Annotated in this window: 21 protein-coding genes; 19 read left to right on the plus strand and 2 right to left on the minus strand. The window is 37.8% G+C overall.

What is annotated here, in order from left to right; all coding sequences use genetic code 11:
- Both M0Q17_RS04095 and M0Q17_RS04100 read left to right on the plus strand, forming a co-directional pair.
- Window positions 1–805, plus strand: an 805-nt coding sequence (locus tag M0Q17_RS04095; protein WP_295083580.1) for an amidase family protein, incomplete at its 5' end; no start/stop codon positions are given.
- A gap of 34 nt (window positions 806–839) precedes the next feature.
- Window positions 840–1,118, plus strand: coding sequence for a heavy-metal-associated domain-containing protein (locus M0Q17_RS04100; RefSeq protein WP_295083582.1), 279 nt, complete (start codon window positions 840–842; stop codon window positions 1,116–1,118).
- A gap of 73 nt (window positions 1,119–1,191) precedes the next feature.
- On the opposite strand, the gene M0Q17_RS04105 is transcribed toward M0Q17_RS04100, so the two are convergent.
- Entirely contained in the window at window positions 1,192–1,701 is a 510-nt protein-coding gene (locus M0Q17_RS04105) for a flavodoxin (RefSeq protein ID WP_295083584.1), read from the minus strand.
- Between the two features lie 270 nt (window positions 1,702–1,971).
- Here M0Q17_RS04105 and guaB point away from each other — a divergent pair, with 270 nt between their 5' ends.
- Together guaB and M0Q17_RS04115 are read left to right on the plus strand one after the other, a co-directional pair.
- Entirely contained in the window at window positions 1,972–3,417 is a 1,446-nt protein-coding gene (gene guaB / locus M0Q17_RS04110) for an IMP dehydrogenase (RefSeq protein ID WP_295083586.1), read from the plus strand.
- 16 nt (window positions 3,418–3,433) lie between these two features.
- The gene (locus M0Q17_RS04115; RefSeq protein ID WP_295083588.1) at window positions 3,434–3,934 is read left to right on the plus strand and encodes an RDD family protein; all 501 of its coding nucleotides are present in this window, start codon (window positions 3,434–3,436) and stop codon (window positions 3,932–3,934) included.
- A gap of 1 nt (window position 3,935) precedes the next feature.
- Here M0Q17_RS04115 and M0Q17_RS04120 read toward each other — a convergent pair whose 3' ends face one another.
- Entirely contained in the window at window positions 3,936–4,964 is a 1,029-nt protein-coding gene (locus M0Q17_RS04120; protein WP_295083590.1) for a hypothetical protein, read from the minus strand.
- Between the two features lie 166 nt (window positions 4,965–5,130).
- On the opposite strand from M0Q17_RS04120, the gene M0Q17_RS04125 reads away from it, so the two are divergent.
- From M0Q17_RS04125 to M0Q17_RS04195, 15 genes are all read left to right on the plus strand, one after another.
- Complete coding sequence (locus M0Q17_RS04125; protein ID WP_295083592.1) at window positions 5,131–6,093, plus strand: SLAC1 anion channel family protein; 963 nt, start codon at window positions 5,131–5,133, stop codon at window positions 6,091–6,093.
- 4 nt (window positions 6,094–6,097) lie between these two features.
- Window positions 6,098–6,484 carry a DUF6858 family protein gene (locus M0Q17_RS04130; protein WP_295083594.1) on the plus strand — a complete coding sequence of 129 codons (387 nt, stop codon included), beginning with the start codon at window positions 6,098–6,100 and terminating at the stop codon, window positions 6,482–6,484.
- Between the two features lie 79 nt (window positions 6,485–6,563).
- The gene (locus tag M0Q17_RS04135) at window positions 6,564–7,829 is read left to right on the plus strand and encodes an O-acetylhomoserine aminocarboxypropyltransferase/cysteine synthase family protein (RefSeq protein WP_295083595.1); all 1,266 of its coding nucleotides are present in this window, start codon (window positions 6,564–6,566) and stop codon (window positions 7,827–7,829) included.
- A 2-nt stretch (window positions 7,830–7,831) separates the two neighbouring features.
- Entirely contained in the window at window positions 7,832–8,938 is a 1,107-nt protein-coding gene (locus M0Q17_RS04140) for a homoserine O-acetyltransferase (RefSeq protein WP_295083597.1), read from the plus strand.
- A complete protein-coding gene (gene xseB, locus M0Q17_RS04145) occupies window positions 8,931–9,137 on the plus strand; it encodes an exodeoxyribonuclease VII small subunit (RefSeq protein WP_295083599.1) in 207 nt (68 codons plus the stop codon). The genes M0Q17_RS04140 and xseB overlap by 8 nt, the downstream gene beginning before the upstream one ends.
- Window positions 9,137–9,934 (plus strand): carbon-nitrogen hydrolase family protein, encoded by a 798-nt coding sequence (locus M0Q17_RS04150; RefSeq protein WP_295083601.1) that lies wholly within the window; start codon window positions 9,137–9,139, stop codon window positions 9,932–9,934. The genes xseB and M0Q17_RS04150 overlap by 1 nt, the downstream gene beginning before the upstream one ends.
- Complete coding sequence (locus M0Q17_RS04155) at window positions 9,931–10,602, plus strand: ThiF family adenylyltransferase (RefSeq protein ID WP_295083603.1); 672 nt, start codon at window positions 9,931–9,933, stop codon at window positions 10,600–10,602. The genes M0Q17_RS04150 and M0Q17_RS04155 overlap by 4 nt, the downstream gene beginning before the upstream one ends.
- A 66-nt stretch (window positions 10,603–10,668) precedes the next feature.
- Window positions 10,669–11,805, plus strand: coding sequence for a succinyldiaminopimelate transaminase (locus M0Q17_RS04160; protein ID WP_295083605.1), 1,137 nt, complete (start codon window positions 10,669–10,671; stop codon window positions 11,803–11,805).
- Complete coding sequence (locus M0Q17_RS04165) at window positions 11,802–12,305, plus strand: hypothetical protein (protein ID WP_295083607.1); 504 nt, start codon at window positions 11,802–11,804, stop codon at window positions 12,303–12,305. The genes M0Q17_RS04160 and M0Q17_RS04165 overlap by 4 nt, the downstream gene beginning before the upstream one ends.
- A 4-nt stretch (window positions 12,306–12,309) precedes the next feature.
- Window positions 12,310–13,623 (plus strand): UDP-N-acetylmuramate--L-alanine ligase, encoded by a 1,314-nt coding sequence (gene murC, locus M0Q17_RS04170; protein ID WP_295083609.1) that lies wholly within the window; start codon window positions 12,310–12,312, stop codon window positions 13,621–13,623.
- Complete coding sequence (locus tag M0Q17_RS04175) at window positions 13,623–13,952, plus strand: hypothetical protein (protein ID WP_295083611.1); 330 nt, start codon at window positions 13,623–13,625, stop codon at window positions 13,950–13,952. The genes murC and M0Q17_RS04175 overlap by 1 nt, the downstream gene beginning before the upstream one ends.
- Window positions 13,943–16,162, plus strand: coding sequence for an endonuclease MutS2 (locus tag M0Q17_RS04180; RefSeq protein WP_295083613.1), 2,220 nt, complete (start codon window positions 13,943–13,945; stop codon window positions 16,160–16,162). Before M0Q17_RS04175 ends, M0Q17_RS04180 begins: the two co-directional genes overlap by 10 nt.
- Window positions 16,163–17,353, plus strand: coding sequence for an NAD(P)/FAD-dependent oxidoreductase (locus M0Q17_RS04185; protein ID WP_295083615.1), 1,191 nt, complete (start codon window positions 16,163–16,165; stop codon window positions 17,351–17,353).
- Window positions 17,354–17,533: 180 nt separating this feature from the next.
- Window positions 17,534–18,835, plus strand: a complete 1,302-nt coding sequence (locus M0Q17_RS04190; protein WP_295083617.1) for a surface lipoprotein assembly modifier — start codon at window positions 17,534–17,536, stop codon at window positions 18,833–18,835.
- A 10-nt stretch (window positions 18,836–18,845) separates the two neighbouring features.
- Entirely contained in the window at window positions 18,846–20,699 is a 1,854-nt protein-coding gene (locus tag M0Q17_RS04195; RefSeq protein ID WP_295083619.1) for a FecR family protein, read from the plus strand.
- Window positions 20,700–20,714: the final 15 nt, after the last annotated feature.

Consider the following 20,714-nt stretch of genomic DNA (forward strand, 5'->3'; position numbering starts at 1 on the left):
TCTTGATCAAATAGGGCCGATGACGCAAAATGTTGAAGATGCGGCTATTTTGTATGACATAATCAGTGGACATGACGAAAAAGATTCCACAAGTGCACATAAAAACGACAAAGTCTGTGACAAGCTAAATTCAAATCGCAAACTAAAAATTGCAGTTTTGCCAAAACATATCCAAAATGCAAATGAAGATGTAAAAAAAGCGTATGATTTAGCTATTGCTGCACTTAAAAATGCGGGTCATGAGATAGTTGAGCGTGAATTAATGGACGCAAAATTTGACATCTCTGCTTACTATATTACAGCGACGGCAGAAGCTACGACAAACTTAGCTCGCTATGACGGAATCCGCTATGGAAACAGGGTTGTCGGAAAAGATTTAAACGATACTTTTGTTCAGACAAGAAGTCAAGGTTTTGGAGATGAAGTTAAACGCCGTATTTTACTTGGCAACTTTGTACTCTCAAGCGGATATTATGAAGCTTACTATGTAAAAGCGCAAAAAACAAGACACCTTATAAAAGATCAATACTCAAAAATATTTCAAGAGGTGGACTTAATCCTCTCCCCCGTTGCACCGACAACTGCAAATAAATTTGGAGAACTCTCAACTCCAATGGAGATGTATCTAAGTGATCTCTACACCATAAGCGTAAATCTTGCCGGACTTCCTGCTATCTCTATTCCTGTTGCAAAAAGCCGTGATAATATGCCTATAGGTCTTCAACTTATCGCAAATGCTTATGAGGAGCAAACTCTTTTTGACGGTGCCCTTAGCTTAGAAAAAGAGATAGGGTATAATAATTAATAGGTTTTAAAAAAGCATCTCTAGGAGAGTTATTATGAAAAAAAGTTTTAAGGCACTAAATATTAAATGCGGCGGATGTGCAAACACCATCAGGGAGTCACTAAAAGATGAATTTGGTGAAGTTGATGTTGATTTAAACAAAGAACCAAGAGTTGTAACACTAGATATAAAAGATGAAAAAACCGAGCTAAATTTTCGCAAAAAAATGAGATCTCTCGGTTATCCTATGGAGGATGAAGATTTGGGCGTTTTGACAAAAGGTGGGCTAAAAGCCAAAAGTTTTATCTCTTGCGCTATAGGAAAAATGAATTAAGCTTATATTAGAGGCTTAAAAGCAAGCCTCTAGTTAAAGTCAAAAACCCAAACTCCAGATAAAAAATATACTCTTATTTTATAAAGTATGGAGAAATCTGCGCTATCCATTTTGTTAAACGACCATCTGTAAGTTCCTCTTGATTATCTTCATCAAGCGCTAAACCAACAAACTCTCCATCTCTTATGGCAGTTGACTCATCATGCTCATAACCGTCTGTTGGCCATGAACCTACAACTTTAGCGCCATTTTTGACTATTTGTTCATATATAGTTCCCATAGCATCTAAATAATTGTCGTTATACTCCTCTTGATCACCTAATCCAAAAAGAGCCACTGTCTTTGTAGAGAAATCTGTTTTTTCAAGATTGACAAAGTAGCTATCCCAATCATCTTGTAAGTCGCCGCCTCCCCAAGTAGAAGCTCCAATGATTATAAAATCATACTGATTCATAGCATCAGCACTGCAATGACTGACATCTATAAGGTCTATTTGAACTCCTCTCATCATCTCTTTAATTTTTTTTGCTACTGATTCTGTATTGCCGGTTGAACTGGCATAAAAAAGTCCAATTTTTGACATCTTGTTATCTCCTTTTTGTAATAGTGTTGATAATAACTATCAAAAATATTATATGCTGTTAGCACTTAATGCTTAATTAATAATAATTACTAAATATTTAATAGAATATTCTTCGTCTTTTGAGCTTTATTTAGTGTTTGATTTTAGATTTTAATTGGCAATAAAAGTTAATTAAAAAGTCACTTTACCTTTTTTTAACAACAAAAAAGTTATAATTCATAGAATTTTATAGCAACATAAATAATTCTTACCCTTTAAAAGGATCACCCCATGAAAATTCGTAAACGCGCCCTAACGTTTGAAGATGTACTACTTGTACCTCAATACTCAGAAGTATTGCCTAAAGAGGTCTCTCTTAAAAGTAAATTAACCCGTAATATCTCACTAGAAATTCCTTTGGTTTCAGCTGCAATGGACACTGTTACAGAATATAGAGCAGCTATTGCTATGGCAAGGCTTGGCGGAATCGGGATTATCCATAAAAACATGGATATCGAGACGCAGTGCAAGCAGGTAAGAAAAGTTAAAAAGAGTGAAAGCGGTGTAATTATTGATCCTATTTATGTTCTTCCTGAAGCTACTTTAGCAGAAACTAGCGCGCTTATGGAAGAGTTTAAAATCTCTGGCGTTCCTGTTATTGATGCACATAACAAACTTCTTGGAATCCTCACAAACCGTGATATGAGATTTCAAAAAGATATGAGCAAACGTGCTGATGAAGTTATGACTAAAATGCCTCTTATAACAGCGAAAAAAGGGATTTCTTTAGATGATGCGGCTGATATTATGCATCAAAATAAGATTGAAAAACTTCCTATTATAGATGATGATGGATTTTTAAAAGGTTTAGTCACTATCAAAGATATCAAAAAACGCATAGAGTATCCAAACTCAAATAAAGATGCTTTTGGCAGACTTATCGTAGGTGCCGCTATCGGTGTGGGGCAGCTTGATCGTGCAAAAGCTTTAGTTGATGCAGGTGTTGATGTTTTAGTTTTAGACTCTGCTCATGGGCATTCAAGAGGTATTTTAGATACCGTTAGAAAAATCAAAGAGATGATGGAAGTTGACGTAATTGCCGGAAACATTGCAACTGCTGAAGCTGTTGAAGCACTTATTGAAGCTGGAGCTGATGGAGTGAAAGTTGGAATCGGACCGGGCTCTATCTGTACGACACGCATAATTGCAGGCGTGGGAGTTCCTCAAATCTCCGCCATTGCAGAGTGTGCAGATGCAGCGCGTAAACATGGTGTTCCTGTTATCGCAGACGGCGGTATTAAATATTCAGGCGATATTGCGAAAGCTTTAGCAGTCGGTGCTAGCTGCATCATGGCGGGTTCACTTTTAGCTGGAACGGAAGAATCTCCGGGAGACACTATCATGTTTCAAGGTCGTCAATATAAATCATACCGTGGTATGGGAAGTATCGGCGCTATGCAAACAGGTTCAACTGATAGATATTTTCAAGAGGGAACAGCAGCGGATAAGCTTGTTCCTGAGGGCATTGAGGGACGCGTTCCATTTAGAGGTCCGATTGCCGGGATAGTTCATCAGATGATGGGCGGACTTCGTTCATCTATGGGTTATTGCGGTAGCGAGAGCATTGAGGCTTTCTGGGATAAAGCAGAGTTTGTAGAGATAACAAGCGCGGGGCTAAAAGAGAGCCATGTTCACGATGTTATCATTACACAAGAGGCTCCTAATTACCATATATAACACTAAAGGAGAGTTCATGAGTGAAGTAAGATATGCGGGTTTTTGGGTTCGTTTTTTTGCATCGTTTTTTGATACTCTTTTTTTAGCTCTGCCAGTTGGAATAATCATCTATTTTTTAAGTGATGGCAACTGGTTTGACTTCTCACAATTTCAACAAAATATTACCTATGCGATGAGTGGAAATGCCCAAATGGCACTCTCAAACCAACCGCCAAAATCTCTTAAATGGGAACTTCTTTTTGAACTCCTTGTTCTGCTTGTAACATTACTTTTTTGGAAAAAATTCCAAGGAGCAACTCCGGGAAAAAAGTTTATGCATGTTAAAATAGTTGATGCAATAACTTTTGGCGAAATAGATAATAAACAGGCTATTACCCGCTCACTAGGCTACTTAGCATCTACATTTACTTTTTTAATCGGTTTTTTTATGGTTGCCTTTAGAGAAGATAAAAGAGGTCTGCATGATCTTCTTGCAGGAACAGCAGTTATCTATGATGACAAAGAGCAAAACATATAATCTATACTCTTAAATCCACTTCTTGCAGCACCCCTACTTCATAGTTTTCTTTCAAATATATTGAACTCTCACGAATTTTTGCAACCAAATTGTTTTGAGTATCTTTAAGATCAAAACTGCCGAGCACAGAATTAAGATAGAGTGCACCTACATTTTTATCTTTTAGTCTAAAAAGCTCCTCCTTGCCGTTTTCATCTTTTGTCCAAATCAACAATTTTTCAAAAATAGCATCGCTCTCATCTATCCACATATTATTGTCTTCATCATAAGCAGCAAGTTCTTTAAAACCATCTCCTAGAGTAGGTCCAAAAAGTTCGCTTCCATCATCTATTTTGCCATTACTATTTTTATCAAGAGCTAAAAAACCGCTACCGCTTCCTACAAAAGAGAAGGTATCATTCTTACCATCAAGATTAAGGTCAAATGTGTGTTTTATATCACTCATGGTTATAATATCGCCGCCGAAATTAAGCACAAGCGGGTCAATCAAAGCGTCCCCTGCTTTAAAAGAGATACTCTCATGTGTAGCACTGCTTCTGTTCATACTAAATGCCACTTTAAAATCAATATTTGCACCCTCTTTTGTACTCACGCTTCCTTGTGCAGAAAATTTAAGCTCCTCACTATGAACTTCGCTGCGGCTGTAGCTATACTCCACTCCCCAGCCTTCTCTTTGGGGTTCGTTTGCTTCTGCGGCTTGAGAACCTGCAATCCCTGCTTTACTTGAAGAGTTCTCTTGAGAATATAAAGATATATTAATCTTTCTACCTATCAAAGCTTCAAGAGCACGTATAATGGACATTAACTTTGAATCCATTTGCGCTTCAGGAGCCCTCTCTTGTACATTTGTTTTATCAATATTTTGATTAGTATTTTTAAATTTATCAGAAAGTTCAAGCCGATCACCGCTTCTTAGGAGCTTTAGCGCATCCTCTTTATCGTTCCAAATATGTAACTGCTCACTCTCTTCAATTTTACTGCTTTTTTGATATATGGAGAATAGTGAAACATCTGATTGATTTATCTTCATATCTCTTTCTCCTTTCTTAATTATTTAAAGCTAAATCGGTTGATTTTGAATATTTTTAAGTAATACTTATATTCTTGAATATTTTTTATTATCTTATTGACATTTATAGAAAAATATAGTAAAATTTATATAAATTATAATTATAATTAATAATAAAAGGCTTTAGATGGAAGTTATTGAAGAAAAAAATAGATTAAAATTTTTTCCTATTATGATGTACACTGTAGTTATGGGACTAAGCGGATTAACTATTACGTACCAAAAAGCAGCTCTTTGGCTCGGTTTTCCTCACATAATCGCAGAAGCACTAATGTATATTACCACTGCTATTTTCGTTCTGGTTTCATTGATATACATATATAAATTTTTTAAATACAAAACAGCCGTAATAAGTGAGCTTTCTCATCCCGTTCGGATAAACTTTTTTGCAGCAATCTCTATATCTATGCTGATGCTAGCAATAATCTTCAAGGAAAATTATCCGCTTATAAGTGCCATTTTTTGGTATCCCGGGACTCTGCTTCATTTTTATCTTACCATGCGTATTGTCGTTTTTTGGATTAATGAAAATCAGCAGATTGAGCACTCTAACCCTGCATGGTTTATCCCGATAGTCGGAAATGTTTTGATTCCAGCTGCAGGTGTCGGTTTTGCAAACCTAAGCTTGCTTCTTTACTTCTTTAGCGTTGGAATGTTTTTTTGGATAATTATATTTACTGTAATTCTTAACAGAATTATATTTCATAATCAGATGGTTGTGAAATTTATGCCCACCCTTTTTATATTGATAGCACCCCCCGCAGTAGGCTTTATCTCGTACTTTAAGATGTTTGGCGTAATAGATACTTTCGCTCTTGTGTTATTTAATTTGGCTCTATTTTTTACTCTTTTAGTTGCTTTTATGTACAAAAATTTTATAAAAATAAAGTTCTTTATCTCTTGGTGGGCTTTTGTGTTCCCTCTAGCAGCCATGGCAATTAGTGCAATGCTTATGTATAGCCAAAACAACTCCATATTTTCGTTACTTCTATCTTACGTCATGATAGCAGTCGTAACTCTTATCGTATCGATAGTAATCTATCAGACAGTGTTACATATTAAAAAAGAAGAAATTTGTATCAAGGAATAAAAAAGTGAAAAAAAGTATTTTTATGGAAAAATATCCAGTTTATAGTTTAGAGTTGCTAAAAAGTGAGATTACAATCTCAAGTGCGAAAGAAGCGGTAGAGTATTTTAAAGAAAAAATTAAAAACCACCCTGTTGCAGAGTTTATTGCGGTTTTTGACCACTACTCACACACAAAGAAGCTAAATGGTCCTATTATGGATGGTTTGCTTGATGCACAAAATGTTGTTTTTTGCTTTGGACAAGCAATTCCTGCTACAAAAATCTTAGCAGTCAGACCTAGAAGCATTGGTATTTGCGAGTTTAAAGATAAAATTGTCATAGATTTTATGGAAACTCCAAAGGAGGAGTTAAATACAATCATGCAAGAGTGGGTAAAGAGCCTAAAAAGATAAACTCTGCGCTTCTAAAACTAATATTAAACCATTTAAGATAAAATACTAGTAATTATTTTTAACTAGGGGATACTTACAAATGGATATACAGACTAAAGCACTTCATGTTGGTTACGAAAAAGGGTCTGAGGGAGCTATGGCTGTTCCTATCTATCAGACAACAGCTTATGAGTTTAAAGATGCCCAGCATGCTTCAAACCTGTTTTCACTAAAAGAACTCGGCTATATTTACACTCGCTTAAATAATCCAACAACTGATATTTTTGAAAAAAGATTTGCCTCTCTTGAGGGCGGAGCAGCTGCAATTGCCACTTCTAGCGGAATGAGTGCAATTTTTTTTGCTATTGCAAATGCTGCTGAAGCAGGAGACAATATTGTCTGCGCGAAACAACTCTACGGCGGAAGTTTAACACTCAATACGCACACGCTTAAAAGATTTGGCATAGAAGCTAGATACTTTGATGTACATGACACTGCTGCGCTTGAGAAACTAATAGATGAGAAAACAAAAATTATCTTCTTTGAGTCCCTTACAAATCCAAGTATAGATGTAGCAGATATTGAAGCAATTACTGCAATAGCCAACAAACACGGCATTCTTTCTGTAGTGGACAATACGGTAGCAACTCCTATACTCTGCCGCCCCTTTGAGCATGGCGCTGATATAACCGTTCATAGCGCTTCAAAATACACGACAGGACAAGGTCTTGCAATCGGTGGAATCATGGTTGAGAGAGAAGAGTTAGTTGAAAAACTTCGCTCAAATCCTCGCTATGAACACTTTAACAAGCCTGATGCATCTTATCATGGTCTGGTTTATGTTGATGCTAACCTACCGCCATACTCTCTTAGAGCAAGACTATCTCTTTGTAGAGATTTAGGTGCCGTTTTATCCCCATTTAACTCTTGGCTCTTTATCCAAGGTATGGAGACACTCTCACTTCGCATGCGTGAACACTCTAAAAATGCTCTTGCTCTTGCAGAATTTTTAGAGTCACATCCAAAAGTAAAAAAAGTGAACTACCCAGGATTAAAAAGCAACTCTAACTACGCAAATGCTCAAAAATATTTTCAAGATGGAGCGTGTAGCGGACTTTTAAGTTTTGAGGTTGCATCCTTTGAAGAAGCAGCAAAAATACTCAACGCAACAAAACTCTACTCTATTGTTGTCAATATCGGGGATTCAAAATCAATCATCACGCATCCCGCTTCAACAACTCATCAGCAGTTAAATGAGCAAGAGCTAGCAGCATGCGGTGTTCCTTCAGGACTTATCCGAATATCATGCGGCTTAGAGAGCGCAGCGGACCTAATAGCGGATATGAAACAAGCGCTTGAGGCGTAAGTTTGTCACTGAACTTAAAAACTTATACTGAGCATTTTACAAACCCGCTTTATCTTGAGAGCGGGCGTATTTTAGAGCCTTATGACATCACATATGAGACATACGGCACTCTTAACGAGGACAAAAGCAACGTTGTCGTTATCTGCCATGCGCTTACAGGTTCTCATCACTGTGCGGGAACTTATGAAAATGACAAGAAACCCGGCTGGTGGGACAATCTCATAGGCTCTAAAAAAGCAGTTGATACCGATAAATATTTTGTAATTTGCACAAATGTTATTGGCAGCTGTTTTGGCTCCACAGGTCCCATGAGTTTGCAACATCCGCATCAAAATCCATACCGCTACAAGTTTCCGGTTATTACCATAAAAGATATGGTCAAAGCTCAAAGAATTCTTTTTGACAAACTTGGCATTCATAGCGTTCATGCGATTATCGGCGGCTCTATGGGTGGGATGCAGGCTCTTCACTTTGCCATTCACTACCCTGATTTTGCATCAAAAATCATATCTTTGGCATCAACACACGCAACGCAGCCATGGGCAATTGCCTTTAATAAAATAGCGCAAGAGGCAATACTAAAAGACCCTGATTTTAAGGGCGGATACTATGAGCAAGAAGATGTTACAAAAAGCGGATTATCCGGTATGGCTGTGGGAAGAATGGCAGGACATATCAGCTTTCTCTCGCCTGAGTCGATGCAGAGCAAATTTGGCAGAGAGTATAAAAGCACGGACGGACTTTACGAGTTATTTGGAAAGTTTCAAGTGGAGCTATTTTTAGAATATAACGGATATAATTTTACAAAGTGGTTTGACCCGTTATCTTATCTATACATTACAAAAGCGATAAATATTTATGATCTCTCACGCGGATTTGATTCCCTAGGCGAGGCTCTGCAAAAAGTAAACACCCAGCTGCATCTAATCAGCTTTAGTAATGACCTGCTCTTTAGAAGCTATGAGATGAAAGAGATTAGCGATACCTTGAGTAAAATAGGATATAAAAATCATCACTATCTTGATGTAGAGAGTAATTATGGGCATGACTCCTTCTTGGTAGAGGTTGAGAAATTTGAAAAATATATAGAGGAGGCGTTAAATGGCTAAAGAGGATTTTACTAAAGAAACCGAAGGTTTTGAGTTAAAACTACAAAATGCTAAGAAGATTTTAGAAACTTTGATGAACCCTGATATTACTCTCTCAGACAGCGTAAAAGCGTATGAGAAGGGGATGAGTGAATTAGCAGAGGCACAAAAAATACTCGAAGAGGCAGAGATTAAAATTACCGAGATAAAGGCAGAGTAGTGCGAGCCGCCGTACTTCAGCTTAGCGCACAGGGAATAAGCTCAACAAAACTCTACAACTATATTCGTATCGCTTCTAAACAAGGGGTAAAGGTTTTACTTTTGGGCGAATATATACTAAACCCGTTTTTTAAAGAGCTTCAAAATTTATCCTCGGGCATGATAAAAGAGCACTCACAGCATCAGATAAAAGTTTTAAGAGAGCTAGCTTCTACCTATAATCTTACCATTATCGCTCCTCTTGCTATCGTTAAGAAGGGTAAAATTTATAAAACCATTGCAAAGTTTGCTCCCTCCTCTACCTCTTATTATCAACAACAGCTTCTTATAAACTATCCGCACTGGAATGAAGAGAAATTTTTCGCAAACGAACCTCAGGAGATACAAACTCCCTTGATATTTAAAATAGACGGATTTAAATTTGCAGTCATGAGCGGCTTTGAGCTTCATTTTGATGCGATATTTAACGAATTAGCTTGTAAAAATATTGACTGTATTTTGCTGCCAGGCGTTTCAACTTTTGACTCTTACCAAAGATGGAAAGCACTTATACTCTCCCGTGCGTTTACACAAAACTGCTATATTTTAAGAGCCAATAGGATTGGCGAATATAGCGACAAAGAGTCAACCTGGCATTTTTACGGGGATTCGCTTCTTGCTTCTGCAAACGGAGAGCTTCTTGAGCATCTGGGAAATAAAGAGGAGTTGATGATTGTTGACATGCATCACTCTGAAGTTGTTGCTGCTAGGAAATTTTGGGGTTTTAAAGATATGATACATAAAAGGAGCAGCTTATGATGAGCTATTTTCACCGTCAAGTACAACTTTGGGGAGAGGAGACGCAACTCTCTTTACAAGATAAAAAGATAGCAATAATCGGCGCAGGAGGGCTTGGAAGTTCTTTGGCATTTGCGCTTGGTTCAAGCGGTATAGGCGAGATTCACATTATTGACTTTGATGAAGTATCCACGCACAATATACATAGACAAATAGCCTTTAAAATTGGCGATGAGGGCAAAAACAAAGCTGCTATTAATGCGCTACTTGTTGAGAAGAGATGCCCTTTTGTCAAGGCCGTTGCGCATGAGTGCAGATTTCAAGAGTGGTGTGAAAAAGATATCTATGTTGATTTGATTATTGATGCGACAGACAATCTACCTACGCGAGCAGAGATTGACGACTACTGCAAAAACAAAAATCTACCTTGGGTATATGGAAGCGTTGAAGCATTTCATGGGCAAGTCTGTTTTATTAAAGAGTCATCTTTTAGAGATGCTTTTAAGATTACATCTAAAACCCCGGCAGGAATTACCGCTCCGATAGTTATGCACATCGCCTCATTTCAAGCAAATATAGCGCTTAGATATCTAGCAGGATTGAGTGTTAAAAAAGAGTTACTGTATTATCTTTTTTTTAATGCCGAGGGCGAATTGGTAACTCAAAAATTCACTCTTCCAAAAGCATAACATTGGAGTCTGTGTTTTTATAGATTTTGGATATAATTGCACCTATTATAAGAGGTGCTAAAAATTATGAAATTTGAACTATATCCATTTGAAAAACTAAACAATTTACTTCAAGACATTACCCCAAATAAAGAGTATGAACCTTCTGTTTTAACCATAGGCGAACCGCAATTTGAAACTCCCGCTTTTATACAAAAAGCCCTTTGTCAAAATACAGATCTTCTTAAAAAATACCCTAAAACAGCAGGGGAAGAGAGTTTAAGAAAAGCTCAAATAGACTTTGTCGCAAAAAGATTCGGCGTCGAGCTTAACAACGAGCAGATTATTCCTACTTTTGGAACAAGAGAGATACTTTTTAACTTTCCTCAATTTTTTCTTTTCAATAAAAAAGAGCCGACAATAGCCTTTAGTAATCCTTTTTATCAGATATATGAGGGTGCGGCAATTGCATCAAGAGCAAAAACAATCTATCTCAACCTTACGCAGCAAAACGGTTTTAAACCTGAACTTGATGAAGAGAAATTATCTGCATGTCATCTTGTGATTTTAAACTTTCCAAACAATCCGACGGCATCCACACTCACTCTTGAGGAGCTTAGCGAGTGGGTTAAGCTTGCACTTAAATATAATTTTGTACTTTTAAACGATGAGTGCTACAGCGAAATATATACAGGCAATACAATTCCCTCACTTCTTGAAGCATCTCTGCTTGTAGGAAACAGGGAGTTTAAAAATATTTTAGTCGTAAACTCCATCTCAAAACGCTCCTCTGCTCCGGGACTTCGCTCAGGTTTTATTGCCGGCGATGTAGAGATTTTAAAAGAGTATTTAAACTACAGAACTTATCTCGGTTGCGCCTCCCCTCTTCCGCTTCAAAGTGCGGCGGCAGCTGCTTGGAGTGATGAGAAACATGTAGAAGAGGCAAGAGCAATTTACAAGCAAAACTTTGAAGCGGCACATGAGATTTTAGGCGTTGAGATTCCAGATGCTACCTTTTACATTTGGCTAAGAGTTTCAAATGCACTTGAGTTTACAAAAAAGCTCTACCTCCAATACAACGTAAAGGTTTTACCAGGAGAGTATTTGGCTAGAGACGATGAGAACGGTCTAAATCCCGGCAAAGATTTTATACGAATTGCACTTGTTGAAGATCCTCAAAAAACAAAAAATGCACTAAAGAGAATAAAGGAGTGTCTATCATGAGTAAAGTAGAAAAACTAAAAGCAGAGGTGTTCCAAGCACAGCAAAACTCTGATATAGCCTCTTTATATATGCTTGAACAACGTGCACAAGACACTTTTGATGAGAACATGCTTCAAGATTTTTATATAAATATACTTGATTTGGCACTAGAGAAACTAACCAATACGCTTGAAGCCCACAGAGTAATGGATATGAACGAGGTTCAGGACTTTGCAACGCTAAGAGCTCTGTATGAGTATGCGATAGAGCATTACAGCGCAGGAAAAATATCTGATGCTAGTGCTCTTTTTGAGGTTTTAAGCGGACTTAGCAACGACAAAAAGTTCTCCTTAGCTCTTAAATTTCACTGGATTGCATCCAAAGAAGGGCTATCTTTTGATGATTTTCTCTCAAATATAGCAGATATTGATGCGACGCAAGAAGCGGGAACATTTTATATAAGCTGTTTTAATAATGAGGCACAAAAATTGCTAGATAATTCTAAAATAGATGCGGAGTAACTCTATGAAAATCCACTTTATCGGAATCGGCGGAATCGGAATATCAGGTTTGGCGCAATATATGCGCTATCAAGGGCATGAAATAAGCGGTTCGGATATAGCCGATACGTTAATTACACAAAAACTCCGTAAACTAGGCATAATTGTCAGTGTTCCCCATGATGCCTCTGCTATCACAAATCAAGACTTAGTTATTCACTCTGCTATCATCCGTCCTGATAATCCTGAAATTATTGAAGCAAAAGCCAAAGGCATTGAAGTCCTTGCACGCCGAGAAGCACTTCTTCGCATATTAAACACTTCAAAGGTCTATTCCGTTGCAGGCGCACATGGCAAAAGCACTACAACTGCCATTTTAACAGCTATCATGGAAGGTTCGGCAATAATAGGCGCAGAGTCAAAGGCATTTGGCTCAAATGTACGATATAACCCAAAAAGCGACATTATGCTCTTTGAAGCCGATGAGAGCGACGGCAGTTTTGTCAACTCAAATCCACACTGCGCAATCGTCATCAATGCAGAACCTGAGCACATGGAATACTACGACTACAACTATGAGCTATTTTACAACTCTTATAAAACCTTTATAAACTCTGCCGCTTGCCGTGTTTTAAATGCTGAGGATCCATTTTTAAGTAAACTTGTGGGCGAAGTTGACGCAATCTGGCTCTACCCAAGCCAAGATATAACGAGCATAGAGTTTGTTTTAATTGATGATGAGCCGCATACTAGATTTTCTCTTAAAGATTTTGGTAGTTTTGATATTTGGGGATTTGGAAAGCATATAGCCCTTGATGCTTCTTTGGCTATTTTAGCGGCAAAAGAGTCTATGGATATTGAACTTATACGAGAGAAAATACTCTCTTTTAAGGGTATAAAAAAACGATTTGATATTGTCGGATCTCAAAAGGAGAGTGTAATTATAGACGATTACGGTCACCACCCAACAGAGATTAAAGCTACTTTTGAGTCGGTCAAAGAGTATGCACTTTTAAAGGGCTTTGACAAGATTACGGCAATCTGGCAGCCGCATAAATACTCTCGAACTATAGATAATCTAGAGGAGTTCATAAAGTGTTTTGAGGGCGCAGAAGAGCTTATAATCCTGCCTGTTTGGTCTGCAGGTGAAGCAAGTAGAGAGATTGATTTTAAAGAAAAATTTAAAAGATATAATCTAATTATGGCAGACAGTGTCATACGAGCTAACAATACTATCACAATTATGAAAGACAAAGAGGTGCTAAAAACTCTAGATAAAGGTCTCATCATAGGTTTTAGTGCCGGCGATTTAACATACCAGATAAGAGGAACCGCATAGTGGCATATATAGCTGGACTCGTAGTAGTAGGACTTTTCTTTTTAGCCCTGCACTACTTTACCGAACTTACCCGTTCTCAAAAAGCAATAGTAACCGGAGTGGTTTTATCTATAGTTTTATTTGCAATTGCATTCAATAAATATAACGATGAAAAAACTCAAGCGATGCTTGGTGCTGTTTTAAAGTTTAACCAAAATAGCACAATTATTTGCGAAGGCGTAGAGGTAAACAAAGAAAATTTTACTCTTAGCATCGGTACATACACTTTCATAGGTAAAGAGAATACTCCATACCATGGGCAGATGATTAGTGCATCTAAATGCGAGTAGATAACAATCAAAGGATTGATACACTCATCAATCAACTAGACTTAAACGACCATATTGGTCTGTTCAAGCAATTTTTCTCACGCGATGATGCTCTTTATATGCAAGGTGATCAAGAACTTCACTACCGCTATATCAAAGCACTAGATGCTATAGAGTTCAAAGCTCCCCCAAAAGTCGGTGATTTTACAAATATAAAACTTCATCTTAAAAAACATGGCATCTTGCAGTTTGAGCAGCTTTTTGAAATCATTAAAGTCGTGCGCTACTTTCGCTACTTTAAAAACAAAAATCTCCAAGGGATTATCGGCGAGTGGATGGATAGATTTGTCATAGAGCCGAGATTTTTTGAAGTTGAGAAATATTTTACGCATGATGGGAAATTTGATGAGAATCTTGATGAAAATCTTTTTGGTTTAGGTGCAAGAGTAAAAGAGCATAAAGCAAATATAAGCTCCTCGCTAAAGAGGCTCACTTCTAGTCAGAAAATCTCTCCCTATCTTATTGACTCTCAAGTACATCTAGTAAATGATGAGGAGTGTCTTTTGGTTCGCGGCGGCTTCAATCATGTGCTAAAAGGTGCACTTATTGGCAGAAGTAGCAGTGGCGGTTTTTATGTCTCGCCAGATACTATTTTAAAAACTAAGGAGCAGATTCGCTACATAAACGAGGAGCGCGAGGCGATTTTTTACACCTACGCAAAAGAGTTCTCCTCAAAATTTGCCGAACTTCTGCCTTTTATAAACTTCGTGGATAAAGAGTTTACAAAGTTTGACAACTACCAAGCAAGGGTCCTTTTTGCAAAAAGTAAAGACCTTCAACTTGTAAAATCAAAAAAGGATTCAAAAATCATCTTAGATGGTTTTATCCACCCTGCTCTACATCATGCAAAGCCCATACATGTGGACTTTTCGAAAAATATTTTAATGATTACGGGTGTTAATGCCGGCGGAAAAACGATGCTTTTAAAGTCGATTTTAAGTGCGGCTTTTATGGCAAAATATATCATACCTATGAAGCTAAACGAGCACAAGTCATATATCGGAAACTTTAAACATATCTTAGCGATTATCGACGACCCACAAAATGTTAAAAATGATATATCTACATTTGCAGGACGTATGCAGCAGTTCTCAAAAATATTTGAACAAAAAGATGCGCTTGTCGGAGTAGATGAGATAGAGCTAGGAACGGACAGTGATGAGGCTGCCGCACTATTTAAAGTGATACTTGATGAGTTAATTTTGCGCGGACAAAAAATTGTAGTCACAACCCACCACAAGCGTCTTGCGGCTTTGATGGCAGACCGTGATGATGTTGAGCTTATGGCGGCTATTTATGATGAGCAAAACAGAGTCCCTACTTATGAGTTTATGCAAGGAATCATCGGCAAGAGTTACGCTTTTGAGACTGCAAGCAGATATGGCATCTCTAATAAAATCGTAAATGAAGCAAAAACTCTCTACGGCGACAACAGCGAAAAGCTAAACCTGCTTATAGAGAGAGGCTCGCAATTAGAGCGTGAGCTTAAGCAAAAGCACAAAAAGGTTGATGAAAAACTAGAAGAGCTAGAAGCAAAAGAGCGTGATTTAAAAGAGCAGAGAATTCAGATTTTTGAGGAGCTTCAAAGAGAAAAAAATGCACTCAAACAGAGTTATAAAATTGCTATAGATGAAGCAAAGATGGCGGCTCGCGCAGGGGACACACAAGCTATCCACAGAGCAATGAATGAAGCAAACAAAAAACTTCCTCAAGAAAAAAAAGAGAAAGTAAGTCAACATGTAGAGTTCAAAGTGGGTAATAATGTAAAATACCACAGCAAAAAGGGCGTAATCATCGCCATGAAAGACAAAAATGAGGCGATTGTAGAGGTTGATGGGATGCGCGTGAGAGTAAAAACTTCGCAACTAAAACATACTCAACTCATAAAGCAAAAACCTAAAACCGACATAAATCTTCAAGTCCAAAAAAGAGCAGGATTAAAATGCGACCTTCACGGCATGAGAGCCGAAGAAGCAAACGAAGTGTTAGACAAATTTATCTCAGACGCACTCATAAACGGTTGGGATGAAGTAATAGTCTATCACGGCATCGGAACCGGCAAACTCTCTTATGCTGTTAAGGAATTTTTAAAAGCTCATCCAAAAGTCAAAAAATTTGAAGATGCTCCGCAACACATGGGTGGTTTTGGAGCAAAGATAGTGACACTGTAGATGAAAAAAGTAGCGATTATCGGCGGTGGTGCATCTGGGCTTTTGTGTGCAATATTTTGTGCCAAAGAAAATATACTTATAGATATTTTTGAGCAAAATTCCAAATGTGCTAAAAAGATTCTGGTCTCTGGAAATGGGCGTTGTAACATTACAAACAAAAATTTAAGCTCAAATGACTATTTCTCTCAAAACCCATCTTTTGTTGAGTTCGCACTTAAAGAGTTCGGCTTTTTGGAGTTTGAGAAGTTTTGCCATAGCATTGGGCTTTTGCTTGATGTAAAAGATGACGGGCGTGTTTATCCGCTAAGTAATGAGGCAAAAAGCGTTGCATCTTTGCTGATAAATTATGCTAAAAATCTAGGTGTAAATTTTCATACGGACACAAAAATAACTGATATTAAAAAATTCTTAAGTGAATATGACTCAGTTGTCGTGGCAACTGGCTCCCAAGCGGCTTCTCATCTAGGTGGAAACAGTGACGGACTAGAGTTTGCAAAGCTCTTTGGACACAATGTATTCCCTACCTATCCCTCTCTTGTTCAACTCCATCTTGATTCAAAAATCGTAAAAAAGATGAGCGGAGCTAAAGTTGATGGTAAAGTCACACTTTTTATAAACAGCAAAAAAGAGCTTACATGCAGTGGAGATATCCTCTTTAGCGACTATGGTGCTTCTGGTTTTGCGATACTTGACATCTCTCAAGGAGCGAGTGTTGCTTTGATGGAGTATTCACATGTAAGCATCTCGATAAATCTGCTTCCCGCTTTTAATGCGCAAAAGCTCTCATTCCACATAAGCTCTCTTGCTCAAAATATGCCTCAATTTACTATTTTAGATATCTTAAGCGGGCTTGTTCCGCTAAAAATCGCTCAAGCTCTTTTAGAAGATTTAGATATTTTAGCTTCTACATGTAATAATGAAATCAACATAAAACTCACCAAAAAAATAGCAAATCAACTCTTAAACTGGCGTTTTGACGTAACCGACACACATGGTTTTAGACACGGGGAAGTCGCAGGTGGGGGAGTAGATACAACAGAGATAAACCCAAAAACTTTTGAGTCACTAAAGCAGAAAAACCTCTACTTCTGCGGGGAAGTCTTAGATGTAGTCGGACGTAGAGGTGGTTACAACTTTGCCTTTGCCTGGGCAAGCGGATACTTGGCGGCAAAAGATATAGCTAAATTTTAAACTTGTAAAATAACTGTTTTACTCACTATATTAAAGAACTAATATTTTTATCACATTTTCATGTTTACATATCAAAAATATCGTTATCTTTTGCTTTGTTTCTATTAAATTTTGATATTTAAGCGTTAAATAGCTAATATTATAAATGGATAAAACTTATATTTTATATAAAGAGGAAATATGAAAAAAATATTTATTGCTATGGTATTAGTTGTACCTTTGCATCTTTTAGCCTTAGAACAAAAAGAGATTTATACTAAAGCTTCAAATGCTTACAAAGCCAAAGATTTTAAAACTTCATACACTCTTTTTTCAAAGTTATACATGGTAAATCTTTCCGATGCAAACTTGAACTTTATGTTTGGTATCTCTGCGTATGAAATTGGAAACTATGATATGGCGCTTGCAGCTTTTGAAAGAGTCGAGATGCTAGAACCCGCCAACCTTAGAAACAAGCTTGAAAAAGCAAGAACTTTTTTTATGCTAAAGATGTATGAGAATGCGGAGCTTACCTTTAAAGAAGTTCTCTCCAATCCTCTTATCCCCCAGAATGTTCGTAAAAATGTAGAGATATATCTCTCTAGAGTGATAAAAGAGCAAAAAAAGTCATTTACTTATGTCACGCTCAGTTTAAACACTCTATACGACTCAAATGTAAACTCTGCACCCATAGATGACACTTACAACATAGGCATATCAGAGTATGCAACCGCAGGAGAAAAATCTGATGGAGCGCTTGAGACTTCCGCGAGTATTGTTAACATCTATGACATAGGAGAAGCAAACGGCTTTGCGCTTAAAAACAGAGCCTTCTTCTACCTTAAGAGACATTTTGAAGAGGAGGGGTACGATATAAACTACTTTTCTTACATGCCAAGCCTTCTTTACAAATACACAAAATACACAGTTGAAATGGCAGGTGGAGCAGATGCTATGACTCTGGGCGATAAGAGTTATCTGCAAACACTCTCTCTTATGCCAAGATTTGAATATGAACACACAAAAACTCTAAGAAGCATAATGCACTTTAGATACCAATTAAAAGATTTTAAACAAAACAATCAAAAAGACCTTAATGCAAACCACTATGAGCTATCTTACGGACTGCAAAGTATCTTGTCGCCACGCTCTTATGTTCAGGCAAATATTACCGGAGTGCAAGAGAGAAAAAAGCGTGGCTCAAGAGTGGATGTAGACTACGATGAATATAAGCTTGATGTAGCATATGCTAATCAGTTTACCCCCATTTACGGTGCAGAATTATATGCCCAGGCAAGAAAGAGAGAATATAATGACTACAGCACACTTTTTAACTCAAAAAGAGATGACCTTGCCAAAAGCATAAGTGTGGGAGTTAGTATTAAAATGTTTGAGAATTTACTCTTAAGGCTCAATGCTAGATATGATAGGGTTGATTCCAACCAAAATGTATTTAGCTATGAAAAACAGACGCTCTCAGCGGGTGTCATAAAAACTTTTTAGGATAAATATCATGAAAATATTAAAGAATATATTAATCACCTTAATGCTTATTAGTTCACTTGCATTTGCAAAGAGTGTAGGAACTATTACGGCACTTAAAGGAAGCGCGCTAATCAGCCGTGATGGAGCAGAGATAGAAGCAAAACTTGGAGCAAAACTTGAAGAAAAAGATACCTTAAAGACAATAGATAAAAGCCAAGTTCAGATTATTTTTGATGATGAAACCATTATTACCGTTGGTAACAATAGCAGTTTTTCTATTGACGAGTATCTTTATGAGGAGAGCAAAACTCCCTCTGCCCAGTTTGGGCTATTTAGCGGTGCCATGCGAACTATTACCGGAAAAATAGGAAAGATGACTCCTGAGAATTTCAAAGTTAATACAAAAACGGCAACGATAGGTATTCGCGGAACAAATTTTACAGTTATAGCAAATGAAGATGGGAGCAGCAGTATCTACTGTACTCTTGGAGCTATTAATGTAAGTTCGCTAGAAAAAGAGTCCACGGTTACACAAGGTTTTTATATTTCAGTTTCACAAGATGGCGTTAAGAGCGAACCTGTGAAGTTTACCCCGGCAGAACTTGATAATGCACTAAGTCAAAGCTTTAGCGCCTCAAAGGAGACACAAGAAAAAACTCCGAACTCTTCACAAGAGACACAAAGCACAGCTTCAGACTCTTCTCAAGAATCCACATTTGTTATAACAAAAATCGAAACAACTAGCGTTGAAAATATTGACACAACTCTAACAGACATATCATCTCAAACAACTACAAATACACAAGCGACTACCATAGATGTTATAGAAGAAAGCACGACACCGACAGAGCCTGAACCGACAACACCGACAGAACCTGAACCGACAACACCGACAGAACCTGAACCGACAACACCGACAGAGCCTGAACCGACAACACCGACAGAGCCTGAACCGACAACACCGACAGAGCCTGAACCGACAACTCCATCACAACCTGCACCGACAACTCCGACAGAGCCTGAACCGACAACTCCGTCACAACCTGCACCGACGACACCATCACAACCTCAGCAGCCAACTGTGGTTTTTGCAACAAGTGGTCAAACGGCAGCATATAAAAATGACAATGAGGGCTATTTAGAATTTTTCTATAATCTTCCTGCTGTATCGTCTGAAGTAAATCTAAAAGCACTTAGCACTTCAGTGTTTGATACGACAGATACCTATATTAAGATAAACGATTGGGATGAGAGTATATGGACATTTACTCCGGCTTCTTCACTCACGGGAACTCTCTCAAGCGGAGCATTTAGCGGTGAGTTTGCAAGTATCACAAGCACAAATACGAATATTTTAGACATAGTCATAACATCAAGCTCATTTAGCGTAACTAACGATGATCTCTCAAGCAGTGACTTAATGTCATGGGGTGAGTGGAATGCGGAGTTTACTTATACAGAGTCAGGTGTAGAATCTACTGCTAAGTACACAGGACTGTGGGTTGGTGGAGAGAGTGTGACGCCTGAGAATGTTATCCTAGGCTATCATACTAGCACCTCTTCTGCCGAGTATAATGGAATATACAAGGCACTTCTATTCTCAGATACCGCTATAGCAACAAAAGAGACAGGAACGGCAACTTTAATGGTTGATTTTGGACAGGACAAAGCTACTTTAACAGTTGGAGATTTAGCCCAATTTTCAGGTATGCCTATTTCTGGAAGCACTTTTGCCTCACCTGCATCTCACTCAATGGCAAATGGCACTTTTTACGGAGCAGAAGGCAAAGAAGCAGCAGGAAGTTTTAGCATCATGACAGAGCAGTATGTACCAGTCGCCGAGGGTGTGTACCAAGTAAGCACAACGCAAATACTACAGTAAACAAAAGGAGAATAA

Origin of the sequence: Sulfurimonas sp., from assembly GCF_023229105.1 — a bacterium.
Classification (GTDB): Bacteria; Campylobacterota; Campylobacteria; order Campylobacterales; family Sulfurimonadaceae; genus Sulfurimonas.